The 16109-nt window shown below is 64.1% G+C and carries 14 protein-coding genes; 4 read left to right on the top strand and 10 right to left on the bottom strand.

The window, feature by feature from the left end:
* Positions 1 to 42 precede the first annotated feature (42 nt).
* Genes ccsB through ubiE form a run of 6 tightly spaced genes read right to left on the bottom strand, consistent with a single transcriptional unit; the run spans position 43 to position 5220 of the window.
* Positions 43 to 1035 carry a c-type cytochrome biogenesis protein CcsB gene (gene ccsB, locus VIG32_07615; GenBank protein ID HEY8297872.1) on the bottom strand — a complete coding sequence of 331 codons (993 nt, stop codon included), beginning with the start codon at positions 1033 to 1035 and terminating at the stop codon, positions 43 to 45.
* Positions 1032 to 2432, bottom strand: coding sequence for a cytochrome c biogenesis protein ResB (locus VIG32_07610; GenBank protein ID HEY8297871.1), 1401 nt, complete (start codon positions 2430 to 2432; stop codon positions 1032 to 1034). The genes ccsB and VIG32_07610 overlap by 4 nt, the downstream gene beginning before the upstream one ends.
* Before the next feature lie 12 nt (positions 2433 to 2444).
* Positions 2445 to 3218, bottom strand: a complete 774-nt coding sequence (gene tatC / locus VIG32_07605) for a twin-arginine translocase subunit TatC (protein ID HEY8297870.1) — start codon at positions 3216 to 3218, stop codon at positions 2445 to 2447.
* 5 nt (positions 3219 to 3223) lie between these two features.
* Positions 3224 to 3526 (bottom strand): twin-arginine translocase TatA/TatE family subunit, encoded by a 303-nt coding sequence (locus tag VIG32_07600; GenBank protein HEY8297869.1) that lies wholly within the window; start codon positions 3524 to 3526, stop codon positions 3224 to 3226.
* A gap of 12 nt (positions 3527 to 3538) precedes the next feature.
* Positions 3539 to 4498: a polyprenyl synthetase family protein gene (locus tag VIG32_07595; GenBank protein HEY8297868.1), complete on the bottom strand. Its 960-nt coding sequence runs from the start codon at positions 4496 to 4498 to the stop codon at positions 3539 to 3541.
* Positions 4495 to 5220: a bifunctional demethylmenaquinone methyltransferase/2-methoxy-6-polyprenyl-1,4-benzoquinol methylase UbiE gene (gene ubiE / locus VIG32_07590; GenBank protein ID HEY8297867.1), complete on the bottom strand. Its 726-nt coding sequence runs from the start codon at positions 5218 to 5220 to the stop codon at positions 4495 to 4497. The genes VIG32_07595 and ubiE overlap by 4 nt, the downstream gene beginning before the upstream one ends.
* A 76-nt stretch (positions 5221 to 5296) precedes the next feature.
* Between ubiE and VIG32_07585 the strand changes: the two genes are divergently transcribed.
* The gene (locus tag VIG32_07585; GenBank protein ID HEY8297866.1) at positions 5297 to 6175 is read left to right on the top strand and encodes a phospholipase D-like domain-containing protein; all 879 of its coding nucleotides are present in this window, start codon (positions 5297 to 5299) and stop codon (positions 6173 to 6175) included.
* On the opposite strand, the gene VIG32_07580 is transcribed toward VIG32_07585, so the two are convergent.
* The 4 genes from VIG32_07580 to rsmI form a co-directional block, all read right to left on the bottom strand.
* Positions 6149 to 6934 carry a TatD family hydrolase gene (locus tag VIG32_07580; protein ID HEY8297865.1) on the bottom strand — a complete coding sequence of 262 codons (786 nt, stop codon included), beginning with the start codon at positions 6932 to 6934 and terminating at the stop codon, positions 6149 to 6151. The genes VIG32_07585 and VIG32_07580 overlap by 27 nt on opposite strands.
* A 120-nt stretch (positions 6935 to 7054) precedes the next feature.
* Positions 7055 to 8707, bottom strand: coding sequence for a GGDEF domain-containing protein (locus VIG32_07575; protein HEY8297864.1), 1653 nt, complete (start codon positions 8705 to 8707; stop codon positions 7055 to 7057).
* An 11-nt stretch (positions 8708 to 8718) separates the two neighbouring features.
* A complete protein-coding gene (metG, locus tag VIG32_07570; GenBank protein ID HEY8297863.1) occupies positions 8719 to 10260 on the bottom strand; it encodes a methionine--tRNA ligase in 1542 nt (513 codons plus the stop codon).
* Between the two features lie 15 nt (positions 10261 to 10275).
* On the bottom strand, positions 10276 to 11127 hold the full coding sequence (gene rsmI / locus VIG32_07565) for a 16S rRNA (cytidine(1402)-2'-O)-methyltransferase (protein HEY8297862.1): 852 nt from the start codon (positions 11125 to 11127) through the stop codon (positions 10276 to 10278).
* 182 nt (positions 11128 to 11309) lie between these two features.
* Here rsmI and VIG32_07560 point away from each other — a divergent pair, with 182 nt between their 5' ends.
* From VIG32_07560 to VIG32_07550, 3 genes are read left to right on the top strand one after another with little or no spacing between them, the layout of a single operon-like run.
* On the top strand, positions 11310 to 12338 hold the full coding sequence (locus VIG32_07560; GenBank protein ID HEY8297861.1) for a hypothetical protein: 1029 nt from the start codon (positions 11310 to 11312) through the stop codon (positions 12336 to 12338).
* Positions 12339 to 13787 (top strand): glycosyltransferase family 87 protein, encoded by a 1449-nt coding sequence (locus VIG32_07555; protein HEY8297860.1) that lies wholly within the window; start codon positions 12339 to 12341, stop codon positions 13785 to 13787.
* A gap of 6 nt (positions 13788 to 13793) precedes the next feature.
* Positions 13794 to 15944, top strand: a complete 2151-nt coding sequence (locus VIG32_07550; GenBank protein HEY8297859.1) for a hypothetical protein — start codon at positions 13794 to 13796, stop codon at positions 15942 to 15944.
* Positions 15945 to 16109 lie beyond the last annotated feature (165 nt).

The raw sequence follows: 16109 nt of genomic DNA, 5'->3' as shown, positions 1-16109 counted from the left end.
GGGCGGCCGGCGCGGCCGATTCCGCGACCGGCGCGTCGGGCGTCACATCTTGTAGCTGTGAAGCCCGCTGATCCAAATATTGACGCCGAAGTAACAGAACATGATCGAGAGAAACCCGATCGCGCTGACCCACGCGCTGCGCACGCCGCGCCAGCTGTTACGCGTGTGCAGATGCATGTAGATCGCGTAGATGATCCACGACGAGAGCGCGGCCGTCTCCTTGGGATCGAATTGCCAATAGGCGCCCCACGCTTCGTGCGCCCACATCGCGCCGGTGATGATGCCGAGCGTGAGCAAAGGAAGACCGACCGCGATGACTCGGTAGATCAACACGTCGATCTGCGCCAGGCTCGGCAGCGTGTTTAGCCAAGCGGCCGCCGCGTTGCCCCGCGCCGCTGCGGCGGCGATGTTGGGAGTGTCCATGCGCACGACGGGCCCCTGGGCCGCGGCACGCTCCGCGAACAGGTCGGCCGCGGGCGCCGTCGCGAGTCCGGGGCTTGCCGTTGCGGCGTTGCGCAGCGACCCGCCGGACCCGAGCGAACGCTCGAAATAATACTTTACGAGGTAGAGGCACGAGAGTACGAACGACACCATGAAGGCGGCGTACGACGTAACCACGAGCGGCACGTGGATCTTTGCCCAATACGATTGCAGCGACGGTACCGCCGGCATCGTCCCTTCGTTCCAGGTAACGCCGTACGCCAAGAACAACGCCGCTAACGCGAGCACGAAACCGCCCGCCCACCACATTTTGTAGCGGAAGGCGAAAACGATAAAGATTGCGACCGACATCGCTGCGAAGAGCGAGAGCGAGCCGTAGAGGTTGAGCAGCGGCCAGATGTGCGTGATGTCGTAGCGTGCAACGAGCTGCGCGAATTGAGCGACGCACCCGGCGATCGCCAGCGGCATGCCCAAGTGTTTGAGCCATTCCTCGCGCGAGAAAAAATAAATCAACAGCGCGATCGCGCCGACGATATACGCGCCGAGGGCGACGATCATCAGTACTTCATCGAGCGGCATTGCGGTATGACTCATGATTGCCTCGCCTCTGCGAACGTAAGATTGGGCTTCGGGCCCGGTGGGTTCATCGAGCGTTCGAACTCCGCCACCAGTTCGTGGAACTGCGTCTCGAACATATCGTAGCCTTTGACGGTGGTGGCCGCCAAACCAACCGTCCAGAGCTTCGTATCCTCGGCCCCTCCGGGGACGGGATCGACGCGGACGTAGAGCCGGGCCGGCAGCAGATAAAACGAGATGACCAGTCCCGCGAGCAAGACGAAGGCGCCGATGCCCACGAGCCCCACGCCCGGATCGTTGCGGTACTGAATGCCGCTCACCATCAGATACTGGCGCGGGGTAACGCGCCACCCGCCGCCGACGTCGATCCAGGTGTGCATCGGCACGAGCGCCGCGCCGAGGCTCGATCCGGCGTCGCTCACATCGAGGGCGACGGCGGGATCGTTGACGCGCGGGTCGGGCGAGGGCTGGCCGGTTTGGCGGTCGACCGTGGGCACGAATTGCGCGAACTGCACGCTGCGCTGCGTTCCCGGCAGTTGCATCGCATCGCCCGTCAGATAGACCTTATCGGAGAGCGAGGGCACGCGGACGCCGTCGTGCGTCACGTCGAACCGCAGCGCGAAGCCGTAACTCGATTGATAGAAGAGCGTACCGCCGATGTCGATCGGGTGATTGACGCGAACCGTTTCGTGCCGCGGGATGCCGTCTTTTCCGACGACCGTTACGTGCGAGACGTAGTCGATTGGCTGGTAGACCATGCCGCTCTTGGTAAGAATCGGCTGAACTTTGTAGCCGAAACTATCGAGTCGAATGGTGGATTGCGAATGCGGGACGTCGATCGTCTGGCCCGTGACGATCGGGCTTTGCCCGTCGAAGCCGCGCGCCCAGTAGACCGTCGTACCGGCGGCGATGATGACGAAGCCGACGTGCGCCACGAGCACGCCGCGCCGCGCCCAATTGTGCTTGTCGGCGAAGGTCCATTCCGTTCCGCCAAATTCCCGATTGCGCACCTGCCAGCCGCGCGAGCGAAAGAACCGTTCGAGGCGCCCGCGCACGTCGGCTCGATCGCCGCGGACCGTGAGCGTGGCGTTGAGGGGAATCTTATCGATTTTGACCGGATGCAGCGGCGGAAGTCGCGCCGGAATGACGCGTTTGAACGTGCAGACCGCGAGCGAGAGCAGAATCAAGCCGATGATGCCGACGTAGTACGGCGTGTGATAGATGTTGTCGATATTGAGCCGCAGGATCAATCGCGCGAGCGCCGGCGCGTAACTCTGAAAGTAGGCGCCCGGGTCCTTGCCTTGCTCCACCACGACGCCGACGAGCGTCATCAGACCCCACACCATGAAGAGCAGCACGGCGAAGAGCACGTTGCTGAAGGTGCGCAAGAAATCGTCGTAGAGCGAGCGGACCATCGTGTATCGACCTTAGTACGATGCGCGCTCGGCGCGCCACGACTTCTCAAGCACGGCGATGATCCAGAGGCTGATTTCGTAGAGCACGTACATCGGGCCCGCGATGAGCGCCATCGTCAGCGGGTTCCCGTCGGGCGCGATGATCGCACCGAAAACGAAGAAACCGAAGATCGCGTGCTTGCGGTATTTGCGCAGCATGAGGCTGTTGATGATGCCGATTCGCGCGAGCGCCAGCATGACGACCGGCGTTTGGAAGATGAGCGCGAATGCGAGCAGGAGGATCAAGATAAAATTGAGCGTGGATTCGATGCCGAATGTCGGCTCGGCGACGGCGCTCGTGATGCTTAAGAGCGCGTGGACGACGCGCGGCAGAACCACGAAATGCGCGAAGGCGATGCCAATCGCCGCGAGCACGATCGACGGCGCGACGTACGCGTAGACCATGTGCCGGGTTCGGGGATGGAAGGCCGGGACGATGAACATCCAAACCTGATAGAGGATGACGGGCAGCCCCAGCACGATCGCCATGTAAATGGAGAGCTTGAACTCGGTGAAGATCACGTCGGCGGGTCCGAATGCGTGCAGCCGCACTCCGTGAAAGTACGCCTGGGCCATCCAGGGGATGATGTGCTGCGCGGGCCAAAAAAGCGCGACGGCGAGCACGATGACCGTGCCGAACGAGATCAACAGACGTTTACGGAGCTCCCGCAGGTGCTCCGTAAAACTCATCTCTTTTTGATCCCAGCCGCCGGTCTCGGACGCGGGAGCTTCCCGTTGCGCGAGCATGCGAGTCAGCTGCTCGGCGTGCCCTTGCCGGGCGTCGGCGGCGGAACGTTTTCGCCGGCGAGCGACGTCTCGGTGACGTTCTTCATCGGATCCGCGGCAGCGGCATCGTTACGCAAACGGGCCTCTTCGCGCACGCGCGTCGCGGCTTCGTCCGCCTCGGCCTGGCCGAGCACGAACTCTTTCTTGGCCTGGCCGGCGCTGCGCGCGAGCTTCGGCAGCTTGTCGGCGCCGAAGAGCACCACCGCGCCGATCACGATGATCCCGATGATCTCCGGGCTCAGAAAGGCGAGAATCGGATGGAAGGTCATGAGTTCTCCTTACTATGCTAGAACGGCGAGCGCGTCGGCAAGGTTTGCGAGTTCGGCCTTCGCCGCGCCGTTCTCCAGCGGTGCGAGCGAGAGTTTGGCGCGCTCGGCGTACTGCGCGATCTGCTCGCGCGTGCGCTCGATGCCTCCGTGGCTCGCAATTCCGGTTACGATCGCCGGAACCGAATCCTCGTCGTCTCCCGAGTAGAAACGTTCGACGAGCGAGCGGAAATCGCTGTCGCCGGACGCGAGCGCGAGAATTAATGGAATCGTCATCTTGCGCTCTTGCAGATCGTTGCCGACGGGTTTGCCGATCGTGCGAGCGTCGGCGGTGACGTCGAGCAGATCGTCCTGCATTTGGAATGCGATGCCGTAATAGAGCCCGAAATCGCGCAGCGCTTTTACGTGCAGCGCGCTCGCGCCCGCCATAATCGCTCCGCACTCGGCGGATGCCGCAAAGAGCGAAGCGGTCTTTTTCATCACGATTTCAACGTAGGCGGCCACCGGCAGATCCAGATTGGCAAGCGCGCGCAGTTGTAAGACTTCGCCGTCGCAGATATCGGCCAGGGTCGCGGAGAGGATGTTCGGTATCGGATGCGGGTACTGCGCGGTAACGTTTTTGAATATCCACGCGAAGAGATAGTCGCCGGCTAGCACGCTGATGCGGTTGCCGTAGTCGACGGCGGTGGCGTTGACGCCGCGCCGCGTCTGCGCGTTGTCGACCACGTCGTCGTGGATGAGCGTTGCGACGTGAATCAATTCCATATACGCGGCCAGCTGCAAATGCTCGGCCGCGTCGCCGCCGTTGGCCTCGGAGGCTAGCAACGTCAATCGCGGGCGCAGGCGTTTGCCGCCGGCGGCCAGCATGCGTTTGATCGCCTCGGTAATGAGCGGATTGTCGGTCGCGAACTCGTTGCGGAAGAACTCTTCGACGAGCGTGTACATGCTCGCGTCGTTGCGGGCGCGTTCGATCACGGGGCGGTTCCGTAGTGCACGGCGATCGCGCCGCCCATGAGCGGGAGATAGTTCGCGTCGGTAAAACCCGCGCGCTCGAAACGCTCGCGCAGCGCCTCGGCGTTGGGATGATGCGTGAGCGAGTTCGGCAGATACGTATACGCTTGCTTCGAACCGCCCACGAGACCGCCGACGAGCGGCACCATCTTGTAGAAATAGAGATCGAAGCACGCCTTCCAAATGCGGTTGGGGGCCTTGCTTACGTCCAGGTTCACGAAGCGCGCGCCGGGCTTGAGCACGCGTCGAACCTCGCGCAGCGTCGCATCGATATCGACCACGTTGCGCAGGCTGAAGCCCATCGTCGCGCCGTCGAACGCTCCATCTTCGAACGCGAGCGCCATCACGTCACCTTCCACGAACGAGGCGCTCCCGCGAGCCTCGTGCGCGGCGCGTTGGCGAGCGACGTCGAGCATCGGTGCGGTGAAGTCCACGCCGGTAACCGCGAGCGACGGATCGGTGCGCAATAAGTGGAAGACGACGTCGCCCGTGCCGCAGCAGAGGTCCAGGATGCGGCCGGCGTGCGGGGGCCGCAGGATCGCAATCGCTCGCTTGCGCCACGACTCGTCCATCCCGGCCGTAAGCACGCGATTGGTGCGATCGTAATGCGGAGCGATGCGCGCGAACATCTCGCGAACGAACACGCCCTTGTCGGTCTGGTGCGGCGGAATGTGGGTCGAGGCCATAAACAGGTCCTACGCTTTCCAACCGCCGGGCATACCCCCTGCTTGTGCCCGGCGACCTTTGTCGTGAGGGCATCGCATGATCGCGCTCGCTTCAACCGGCGGCATGTTGGCGGCGATGGGTTCGGCCTGCCGAATCGAGCTGAGCGCCTATACCCTGCGTCCGGGCCGGGTCCTCGATGCGCTCGAAGGAGCCGCCCGCCGTGGCGCGCGCGTCACCGTTCGCCTCGAAGGGAGGCCGTACGGCGACGCAGGCGGCGCACTGGCGGCTGCGAACGCGCGCGGCGTTGCGGAATTACGCCGCCTCGGTGCCGACGCGAAACTCGTCGATGCGAACGACGGCGACGGGGCGCCGCTCCACATGAAGGCCGCGATCTGCGACCGCGACCTGTTCCTCGACGATCGCAATTGGCCCGACGACGGAACCGACACGATCGTGCGCGACACGTTTTCTTCCGACGTGCGCGCCGTGCGGGACGCACTCGACGGCCGCGCGCCGCGTTGGTCGCCGGTTTTTAGCACGACTAAAGCCGCTTCGCTCCGCCTCGAAACGCAGCTCCTGCGCGCCGCTGCGCGCGCGCGGACGGTCGAGGTTGCGAGCGAGTCGTTCGGCGCGGGCAGCGGCGTCTACGGCCAGCTCGAGCGTCTCGCGAAAGAAGGCGTGCGGTGCCGTCTCCTGGTCGCCGATCGCGAGCGCCGCGAAAGCGCGCGCGAGGCATTGGCCCTCGAGCGGTTGGCGCGCGCCGGTGTGGAGGTTCGCACGGGCAGCTTCGACGAGAAGTTTGCGATCGTCGACTCACGCCGGGCGTGGGTCGGCTCGACGAACGCCACCTCGCCGTATTACGATGCAAACCAGCGCGATTGGGGTCTACGCACCGATCGGAGCGCCGTGGTCTCGGAGATTGAGAATCGCTTTGAGCGCGAGTGGGCGCTAGCGGCGGACTTTTCTGCTAAATAGCGATTCGGCCGTCGCACGGGTCGTCGCGATGACCGTATCGACGCCGATCTCAAGCACCTCCGCCAGCTTCGCTGCGGTCGCCGCGATAAACGCCGGCTCGTTGCGTTTGCCGCGATGCGGAATCGGCGCGAGATAGGGGCAATCGGTCTCGAGGATCGCGTGATCGAGCCCGACGGCGCGCACGGCATCGCGTACGTGTTGTGCCGTTTTGAACGTGAGTACGCCGCCGATTCCGAGCTTGAGGCCGAACTCGCCCACGTAGGTTTGCGCTTGGCGCGCGTCGCCGGTAAAACAATGGATGACGCCGCGCATGCCCGCCGCGAACTCTTCGCGCAAAACCGCAACGAAGTCGTCGTAGGCATCCCGATGGTGAAAGATGACCGGCAAATCGCGTTCCCGCGCGATTCGCAGTTGGGCGCACAAAACGGCTCGCTGCGCTTCTCGCGGGCTGTGATCGTAGTAATAGTCGAGCCCGATTTCGCCGACGGCTACGATACGCGGATCGTCGAAGAACGGCGCGAAGGCGGCGGCGAGATCTTTGGGCGCCTCCCGCGCTTCATGCGGATGCACGCCGACCGAGGCGAGCAGATCGAACTCGCGCGCGCATGCGAGCGCGCGTTCGCTATCGGCCAGATCGCAGCCAACCGCAATCATCTGCACGACGCCGGCGCCGCGCGCCCGCGCCACGATCTCGGCGCGATCTTCAGCAAACGCCTTATCGTGCACGTGCGCGTGCGTATCGAACAATCCAGCCGCCATCCCACACCTATTCCAACGCCAACAATCCTTGTCATCCTGAGCCCGTCGAAGGACGAACCTGTCGTGGTTCGACAAGCTCACCATGACAATGGTTCGACAGGCTCACCATGACATGGGCTGTTACGCCGATAGCTCGATGACGCGGTTGCGGCCTTGGCGTTTGGCGGCGTAGAGTGCTTCGTCGGCGCGGGCGAGCGCACTCTCGAGTGTTTCGCCGACGTCGAGCGCGGCGATTCCGATCGAGCACGTTATCGGTTTGCCGTCGGAGTGGCGCAGGCCGCAGCCTTCGATCGCCGCTCGCAGACGCTCGGCGACCTCTCGGGCGCCGGCGCTTGCGGCGCGCGGCATGACGATGAGGAATTCTTCGCCGCCGATGCGTCCGGCTCGGTCGTCGCCCCTGACGTTTTGCGCGATGATATCGCCCACGGCTCGCAGGCAACGATCGCCGGCGAGATGCCCGAGATGATCGTTAATCGCTTTGAAATGATCGACATCGATGAGCAGCAGCGAACCCGGCGCAACGTCGCTTGCCAGGGCCGCGCGCACGTGCTCCAAGATCGTGGCTCGATTTGGAAGACGCGTCAGCGGGTCGATCTCGGCGGCCTCCTGCGCGCGGCCGATGGAGCGAAGATCGCGCAGCAGCGGCGCCAGTTCGCGGGCTACTTGTTCGAGCCGCTCGTGACGTGCGGCGTGTGCGTCGTGTACGAGATGGAGCGCGCAGAGCGCGCCGACCAGATAGCCCTCGTCGTCGTACGCCCCGGCGGCGACGATCGCGTGCGTATCGTCGGTCACGGAAACGGTTCCGCCGGCGCGCAGCTGCAATCGCATCACGGCGCGATTGCGTAATTCTTCATACCCGCGTTCGGGCGGAGGCCCGACGCTCGTTACGACGCGCCAATCCGGACTCACGCCTCCGATGGCCGCGATGACCTGCACGGTTTCGCGCGACGATCCGAGCGCGGAGGCGACGACCGAATTGATCTGCGGAATCGGGTCGCGTTCCACGAGCATCGCGGTAATGGCATCGCGCGTCATGCGCAAACGCGCGGCTTCGCTGCGCGCCAGAAAGAGCGAACGCGAAAGAATGGCGGTGGTCGGAACCGGGATCCATGCGAGAATCCCGAAGAGCGCGTTGCCGTGAATCATGAATTCGCAGCAAGCGTAGGCCCAGATAGCTTGGAGCGCGAGCAGCGCCCAGAGATGACGATCGCGGGTATAGCGACGCCACAGGCGGCGTAATGGAATTCGTTCGCGCCAGGCGGTCGTCGGCAAGTGCCAGAGATAGATGAAGCCCATCAACCCGATCAGCAGAATCGTGACGAACGAGGCGAAGGACGGCAGGGTGAAGTCGAAGAGCGTTCGCGGAACGAGCGGCCGGAGGAAATCCGCTCCGATAAAGAAGAGCGCGCGCGAAGCGCCGGCAAATGCGATTGCGAACCGATCGGCGCGCCGGCGCAGCAACCCGGCAATGGAAAAACCGACGAGCGCGGCTATTGCCGCAGCCGTGCCGCTTTCAACGATGAGCAGCGAAAGGGTGATCGGCAGATCGAGCGAGACGGAATCCTCGATGTGCCCGCTTCGCTTGCCCCGTCGGCCGCGAATCGGCACGCTGTTGCGCACGGTAATGGCGACCATGACGATCGCCACCGCGACCAAGAGGCGTGTCAGCACGGGTTCCAGAGCCACGTCGGCGCGAGCGCGTACGACGACCGCGGCGAGCGCGGCCAAAAACGTCGCGGCATAGAGCGCGCGGATGAGATTCCGCGATCGCAACCGAGATCTACTCACCCGCTTGGCGCTTGCGCCTCCACCGGGACGTCGATACGCGGGAACAGTGCGTCGGCCGGCGCCGTCACCGTGCCGGGCTCCAGGCCGCCCCAGACGAGCTCGTCCCACGAGCGATCGAGATTGCCGGCCAGACCGAGTTGACGCCACATCTCTCGCGCTCGCTCGGGCATGATCGGGGCGAGCATCGTCGCGAGAAACCGCAGCCCCTCGCAGAGATCGTAGAGTAGCGCGTCGAGTTCGTCGTCGCGCGCTTCCTTAAAAAGAACCCACGGCTTGCGCTCGTCGATACTCCGATTGAGCGCCGTGACCAACTCCCAGATGGCGACCAGCGCGTCGCGAAACTCCAGAGCGAGTATCGCGCCGCGCACTCGCGCGGGAAGTTTGGCAAATCGCGCGCCGAACGGCTCCGAGCCGCCGTCGCGGGCCGGTTGCGGAACGACCCCGTCGCGATATTTTTGGAGCATGGAGAGCGTTCGCCGGAACAGATTGCCAAGATCGTTGCCGAGATCGTTGTTGTGGCGCTGCACGATCTTCGCTTCGGAGTAGGAGAAGTCGCTGCCGAACGGCGCTTCGCGCAGCAGGAAATAGCGCAGCGAATCGGCCCCGAAGCGCTCGGCGAGGCCGATTGGATCGACGGCGTTCCCGAGGCTCTTGCCGATTTTTTGGCCGTCGAGTGTGATCCAGCCATGCGCGTAGACGAGCTCGGGCGCTTCTTCACCGAGCGCCCAAAGGACCGCCGGCCAAATGATCGTGTGGAACCGCGCGATCTCCTTGCCGATCAACTGCACCGACGCCGGCCAGTATTTTTTGAACTTCGCGTCGTCGGTCGACCAGCCGAGAGCCGAGATGTAGTTCAGCAGGGCATCGAACCAAACGTAGATAACGCCGCCGCCGCCCGGGATTGGAACACCCCAATCGAACTTGGTGCGCGAAATGCTGAAATCCTCAAGCCCCTCCTCCAAAAGCGACATCATCTCGTTGTAGACCGCCCGCGGGCGTACCCAGTTTTGATGCTCCTTGAAATAGTGCTTGAGACGGTCGTTATATTTGGAGAGCCGAAAGAACCAATCGTCTTCGGAGAGCCACTCGACCGCGCGTCCGCACGTGGGGCACTTGCCGTCGACGAGTTTGTTCTCGAGCCAAAACGTCTCGTCGGCGACGCAGTACCAGCCTTCGTACTTGCCGAGGTAGACGTCGCCGTTGGCGCGCAGCCGGTCGAAGACGGCCTGAACCACGCGCTCGTGCCGCGGTTGCGTCGTTCGGATGAAGTCGTCGTACTCAACGTGATAGAGCGAGAAGAGCGCCTGCCAGCGCGGCACGAGTTCGTCGCACCACTCCTGCGGTGATTTGCCGGCCGCCGCCGCGGCATCGGCGACTTTTTGGCCGTGTTCGTCGGTACCGGTCAGGAAGAACGCGTCGCCTTGCGTGCGCGCCGTGCGCGCCAGAACGTCGGCCACTACGGTGGTGTAGGCATGGCCGATATGCGGGTTTCCGCTAATATAGTAGATGGGCGTAGTGACGTAGAAGGCGCGATCCATTCCGCACCCTTATCGCTACGGGTCGTTGCCGCCCCTTCGCAAGCGCTTGCGATCGGTAACGCGAGCGTAAAGATGGCGCCGCTCGCCGAGGCCGCGATCGGCTAGCGTCTTCGCGATTGCCGAGACGCTCTGCCCTTCATCCGCGAGAAGCGCGTCGATCGCCGAATCGACGTCGCCGGGTTCGGGATAGTCATCCGTTTGCGGGGCCGACGGCTCGACGACCAGGGTGATCTCGCCTCGCACGGGATCGGCCAGGCGCGAGCCGGCCTCCGCGGCAGTCCCCAGCAGTTGCTGCTCGAAATGCTTGGTGTATTCGCGCACGATAAAAACGCGCGCGGTCGGATCGACCCCGGCGATATCCAGGAGCGTCGCGCGGATGCGTTGCGGCGATTCGTACCAGATACTGGGAATGCCGAGCGCGAGCGTTGCGGCGAAGGCCTTGCGGCGGGCGGTGCTGCTGCGCGGCGGAAACCCTTCGAAGACGAAGCGGCGCAGATCGAATCCCGAGAGGACCGCGGCGCCCAACGCTGCGTTCGGCCCGGGGAGCACGTCGATCGCGATGCCGGCATCGCGGGCGGCGGCGACGAGTTGGGCCCCCGGATCCGAGATGCCCGGCATCCCGGCGTCGGTAACGACGGCGACCAGTTCGGTGCTCGCCCGTTCGAGGATTCCGGCGGTGGCACCGGCGGCGTTGTGCTCGTGATAGCTCCAGATCTCTTTGCCGGGAAGGGCCAGCGCAGACAGCAGCTTTCGAGCGACTCGCGAGTCTTCCGCAACCAGAAGCGAACACTCGCGCAACGCGTCGAGCGCGCGCAGGGTGATATCTCGCAGATTGCCGAGCGGTGTCGGCACAAATACCAGCGGCACGAACGATCTTTCGACGGCGGTACGGGCGTTTCAGCCGTCGTGCCAATCGGCCCATTTGCGCCTCCGGTCCGTCTCATGCATTAAGGAAGGGGGCCGGAAAACCGATTGAATTGTATATGGCGAGGGCTCTTACTGTCGCGCCCGCATTCCCATTGGCGGCATCGCCGTCAAATGGCGCGTTCGTGCGCCTGGCGGAGGGTGCCGTAAGCGCCTCCCTTGAGTACGACCGGTCGGAGCGTGATGAGGCTTTCGTGCTGCGCGCGCGCAACGATTTCGACGCACCCTTGCTCGCGACGGCCATCGCGACGTCCTCGGGGCCGCACCCCCTCGCGATGCCGCTGGAGACCTTTTGGATCGACGCCAATTCCAGCACCGACTATCGCATCGCCGTTCCGAAACGTCGATGGATTCGGCTCGATCGCGTCGTCGTACGCATGCGCGGCGTTTCCGCAGACTATTGCGTCGAAAGCGCGATTCCGCGATCGAGATCTCTAGCCGCCGCGGTCTGCGCCGTTGTCGCCGCGGTGGTCTGCTGCGCCGGCATGGGAACGTATTGGTTTCTGCATCCCCGACTCGATCGCGTCGTGCGAGTGCTCGCATCCAAGCCGCGTGTTGCGTATGTCGTAGAACCCGGGCCTGCCGTCAACTCGCTCGCGCTCGATCAGACCGAACTCGACGCCGGCCAGCCGCTCGTCGTGCGGTACAGCGTACGCGCAAGCCAAGGCGAAGTGCGCGCGATCGACGTGAACGGAACGGTTTGGGCGCGGGCGCCGATCTCCGTCTCCGGCATCTCTACGCTGGCGCTTCCGATCTTTCCACACGATAAGGAGTTGCGAGTCGAACTCGTTGCCTCCAAGAACGGCGACACGAGCGCATCGGGCATGGGCATCTACGTTCGCGCAAAACCGCCGGTGCGCGCGGTCGCGCGGATTGCCTCCGCTTCGATCGTACCCAGTCCGATAACGATTCGTCAGGTTGAGGTTATCGCCGGCGGCGCTCTGACCGTGAGCGTGCTTCGGCATCCGTCCCATTTGCGCGTTGCACTGACGACGGCCGGCGGACGTCCGCTGGAGGCAGACGACGTCGGACCGGCGATGCATCGAATCGTGCTGCGCGTTCCGCCCGACGTATCGGGCAGCATCGTCGTCGTTACGTCCTTCAAGCGGGGAAGCGGTTCGGAAACGCTCCTGCGCACGCTCCCGGTTCGGTAGTTGCTGGATTCGCGCCCGGCAAAAGCAATCGCGCTGGTCACGCTGTGCGTAGCGATCCTCGGCGTTTTCTCGTTCTTCACCTATCTGCGGTCGTTTAGCACCAAGGGCATTGATTTTGAAGCGTTCTATTGCGGCGCGCAAGCCGCACGAACCGGTCACGATCCGTACCTCTTCGAACCGCTGCACTCGTGCGAACATGCGGTCTATTTTAAGAGCGCCGACGACAACCTCATCGTTCCCGATCCGTTGCCGGGATATGCCATTCTCGCGTTCACGCCCTTAAGCGCGATGCCGTTCGGCATCGCCTATGCGCTGTGGTCGCTCTTCCTTGCGGCGTGCATCGCGGCAACCATCCCGGCTCTCGTGCGCTTGACCGGCTGCACTCCACTCGTGGCCACGCTCTCCGTCGTCTTAATCGACGCAATCGTATCGCTGACCATCGGCCAACTCGTTCCCGTGTGCGTGCTTTTTACGACGTGGGGCGCGCTGTGCGTGCGCCGCGAACGATACTGGGCGGCGTGCTGCTGCCTTGCGTTGTCGATGCTTCAACCGCAATGCGGCTTCGTCGCGCTGATGAGCTTGGCGGTCTTTGAAGCGAGATCGCGCGTTGCAGTTGCATCGGCACTCGCCGCGCTGGCCACCGCGTCGGTGCTCTTTCTCGGGTTGGCCGCAAACGTTGAATACGTGCGCGACGTGCTCCCCGCGCACGCGGCGGCCGAGTTGTACAACATCGAGCAGTTCGCGCTGGCGCCGATGCTTTTCGAACTCGGCGCCCGCCCCCAGACGGCACTGCTGATCGGAACGTTATCCTTTTTCGCAATGGCCGTCTTCGGCGCGTGCGTGGCGCAACGGTTAGCTGCGCGATACGGCGATCGAGCGTTTCTCGTAGTCGTGCCCTGCGCCTTCGTGCTCCTTGGAGGCACGTACCTCCACATTCAATCGCTGGCGTTCGCGCTGCCGGCAGCTCTGTTGATGCGCCGATATCGCCCTACGACGGATGGCCGTTTCGATGCGATGCTCGTTATGCTCTGCGTTCCCTGGCAATGGCTCGTGCTAACGATGTATATGATCCCGCTAGCGGCCGTAATGAGCGGAATCCTGGCGTGGCGGCTCTGGGAGCGAAATATCCGTGCGCTGGCGATCGGTATCGGCAGCGTCGCCGCCGCCGGTCTTTCGATGAGCCTGCTCTTCATTTATGCGTACGTCCCTGGTCCCAAACATTTTAGCGCGACGGCAGCGAGCCACGATCTCGCGGAAAACACGTGGGTGCTCCTCGAGCGGGTCTACGCTTCGACCGGTGCCGGGTTCCCCACCTATTGCGCGCGTTCGCTTTCGATCGTCGCGCTCGCGTACCTGATCTTCGTAGTTGCGAAAGAGGGCCGGGTCGGCCGGATTGGCGAACGTTTCTCACCCAAGTGTGAAAGTGCGGAATTGGCCTCCCGTCCGTAACACGTCTTGGATCGATCGTTCGAGCCGATGCGGAGCCTCTGCGTCGGCTTTTTGCTGCTCGTTTCCAATCGGTCGCGCCCGATGAGTGCGCCCGAGTCATTCTACATCGATCTCTCCGCGATGATGGTAGCGGAGCCGGGAATGCGCGTGCGCCTGGCGGGCGACGACGCCTGGGTGTGGTGCTCGATTTGGGTGAAGACCGCCGCCTCGGGCGCGCAATACGCGCAGTTCACGGTGCTCAATGCTTGCCAACGGCCGCTGCTGTGCACGCCGGCATTCGGCACCGGCGGACGCGTGCGTTCGGTCGGCCACCACCGCATCTGGTGCGAACCGGCGCAGGAAAAGACGTTCGACTTTCGCGTTCCCGATTCGAAGGGGATCGATCGCGTCTGTCTCTACGTGGAAGCCCAGGGCGAACAATGCATCTACGTTCTCGCGATAACGCCGCAGGGCTTGGCGCTCGCGGATTTCGCCGCGCCGTTGCTCGCAGTCGCCGGCGGCGTCGCAGCCGGCGTTCTCGTCTCGGTGTTGTGGCAGCGTTTCGGGCGCGCGCCCGAGGCCGCGCCCCACGTACCGGAAGCGCCTCCCGCCACGCCGCAGCATGCGGCACCGCCGGCCGCGCCGCCGCCCCCCGAACCGCAACCCGAGCCGGCGCCGGAGGCGCCGCCCGAGGTCCCGAGTCCGCCGGCGCCTCCCGAGCCGCCGCCACCGGAGCCGCCGCCGGAACCGATTGCGAAGCCGCCTGATTCTGCGCCGCCGACGCGACGTTATCCGGCTCCCGACTCGCTGTGGATGGCCAAGCGCGATGAATCGGCGCTCTCCATCCATACGGGATCCGAAGTGCGCTACGCGGACCCGATCTTCGAGGAGCCGCGCAGTTCGGTGGCCTTTACCGGCCATGGGAACGCCGTTATCGGTACGATCGAGCTATTAGAACGCACGCTGCACAGCGCGAATTACGTAGTGAAGATCGTTAACGACACGGTCGATCCGCTGATGTGTGCGGCGATGGGCGTGCACGGCGATCGTCACACGGCGTTACGGCCCTCGAACTTTCGCGTCGAACCGAAGGCCGCATCGGCAATCCTGGTCGAGGTTCCGTTGCGAATCTGGTCGCCTTTCAGACGCATGTTCGTGAACATGCGAAGCCGCTCTATGAGCTACAGCCTCGAGACGAACGTTCCGCCGAGTCCGTATTTGCCGGCGGTCGCGGCATTCGCCGTGTTACTGCTGCTGCTGTTTGCGTCGATAGCGGCGTACGTGCAGATGCGCCCGCGCATTAACGCCTATGCCCTCCCGTCGGGCGCTCTTGCGGGTACGCAGATTCGCGCGTCTTACACGACTTCGGGTCTCGGAACCGCCTCGTACGACGTCACCGCCGGTTCCCAAAGCGTTGCCTCCGGTACCCTCGCATCGGGAAGCGGCTACTTCGCATTTCCCGCGTCGCAGAAGCCGGAGACCTACCAGGTGGCGCTGGCCGTGCATGGTCCGTTGGGTACGAAGTCCGAGATCCGCACCGTACGAACGGTCGAACCGCGCCGTACCTACACGACCAATGCCGTCGAACTCATTCGCGCGTTTGAGGTAGATAACGGCGTGGTGCAATCCGGGCATCCGATCGTCGTGCGCTATCTGAGCGCCGCGCAGGACGGTACCGTGCGGTTGCTCGACGCCGCCCAGATTCCGGTCGCCCAAACGCCGTACTCGCCGCGAGGAACCAGTGTCGTCGCCGCGCCGAAGGTGACGCACGACACGCCCTACCGGCTCGAGCTGGTCGTTCACAAAGGCGCGTCGACGCAGACGGCGAGCGTCGGCATCGTCGTTCGACCGGTCTCGGCAAAGATTCCAAAGCCGCCCGCACCGATCGCCCCGGGCGTGGTGACGGCGAATCAACTCTTGCGCATTTCGCCGGCGTACGTTCGCGGAAACTCGTCGGTGCAAGTCCAGCTGCTCCAACACCCGAGTCGCTTGCGGCTGATCCTGCAAGACATGCACGGCGTGCCGATTGCTTCAAAAAGCGTCGCTGCGACTCAAAACGTGGTCGGATTCGTCGTGCCTCCGGTCGGCGTTACGCAAACGTTCGTGATCGTCGCAAGCTTCCAGCGCGGCGCGGGCGACCAGGTCGTACTATCGCCCTTTACGGTGCATGTTCGCTGACCGGCGAACGACGATCGCCGCCGCTGCATCCGCGCTCGTCTTACTAGCTACCCTCGCGATCGTCGGCCTGCGTATCGTGCCGCAGCGCACCGTAATGGGCGACTACCGCGCGTTTTATTGCGCGGGACGCCTGGCGCTGCAACGCGTTAGCCCGTACGATGCGGC

Source organism: Candidatus Baltobacteraceae bacterium, from assembly GCA_036559195.1.
GTDB lineage: Bacteria > Vulcanimicrobiota > Vulcanimicrobiia > Vulcanimicrobiales > Vulcanimicrobiaceae > JALYTZ01.
Note: the sequence above shows the minus strand (reverse complement) of the source record. Positions and strands in the feature narration are given on the sequence as shown.

Coding starts and splice junctions, on each gene's coding strand:
- VIG32_07610 (HEY8297871.1), bottom strand. CDS start 2,432: ATGGTCCGCTCGCTCTACGACGATTTCTTGCGCACCTTCAGCAACGTG.
- metG (HEY8297863.1), bottom strand. CDS start 10,260: ATGGATCGCGCCTTCTACGTCACTACGCCCATCTACTATATTAGCGGA.
- ubiE (HEY8297867.1), bottom strand. CDS start 5,220: ATGGCCTCGACCCACATTCCGCCGCACCAGACCGACAAGGGCGTGTTC.
- tatC (HEY8297870.1), bottom strand. CDS start 3,218: ATGCTCGCGCAACGGGAAGCTCCCGCGTCCGAGACCGGCGGCTGGGAT.
- ccsB (HEY8297872.1), bottom strand. CDS start 1,035: ATGAGTCATACCGCAATGCCGCTCGATGAAGTACTGATGATCGTCGCC.
- VIG32_07600 (HEY8297869.1), bottom strand. CDS start 3,526: ATGACCTTCCATCCGATTCTCGCCTTTCTGAGCCCGGAGATCATCGGG.
- VIG32_07585 (HEY8297866.1), top strand. CDS start 5,297: ATGATCGCGCTCGCTTCAACCGGCGGCATGTTGGCGGCGATGGGTTCG.
- VIG32_07580 (HEY8297865.1), bottom strand. CDS start 6,934: ATGGCGGCTGGATTGTTCGATACGCACGCGCACGTGCACGATAAGGCG.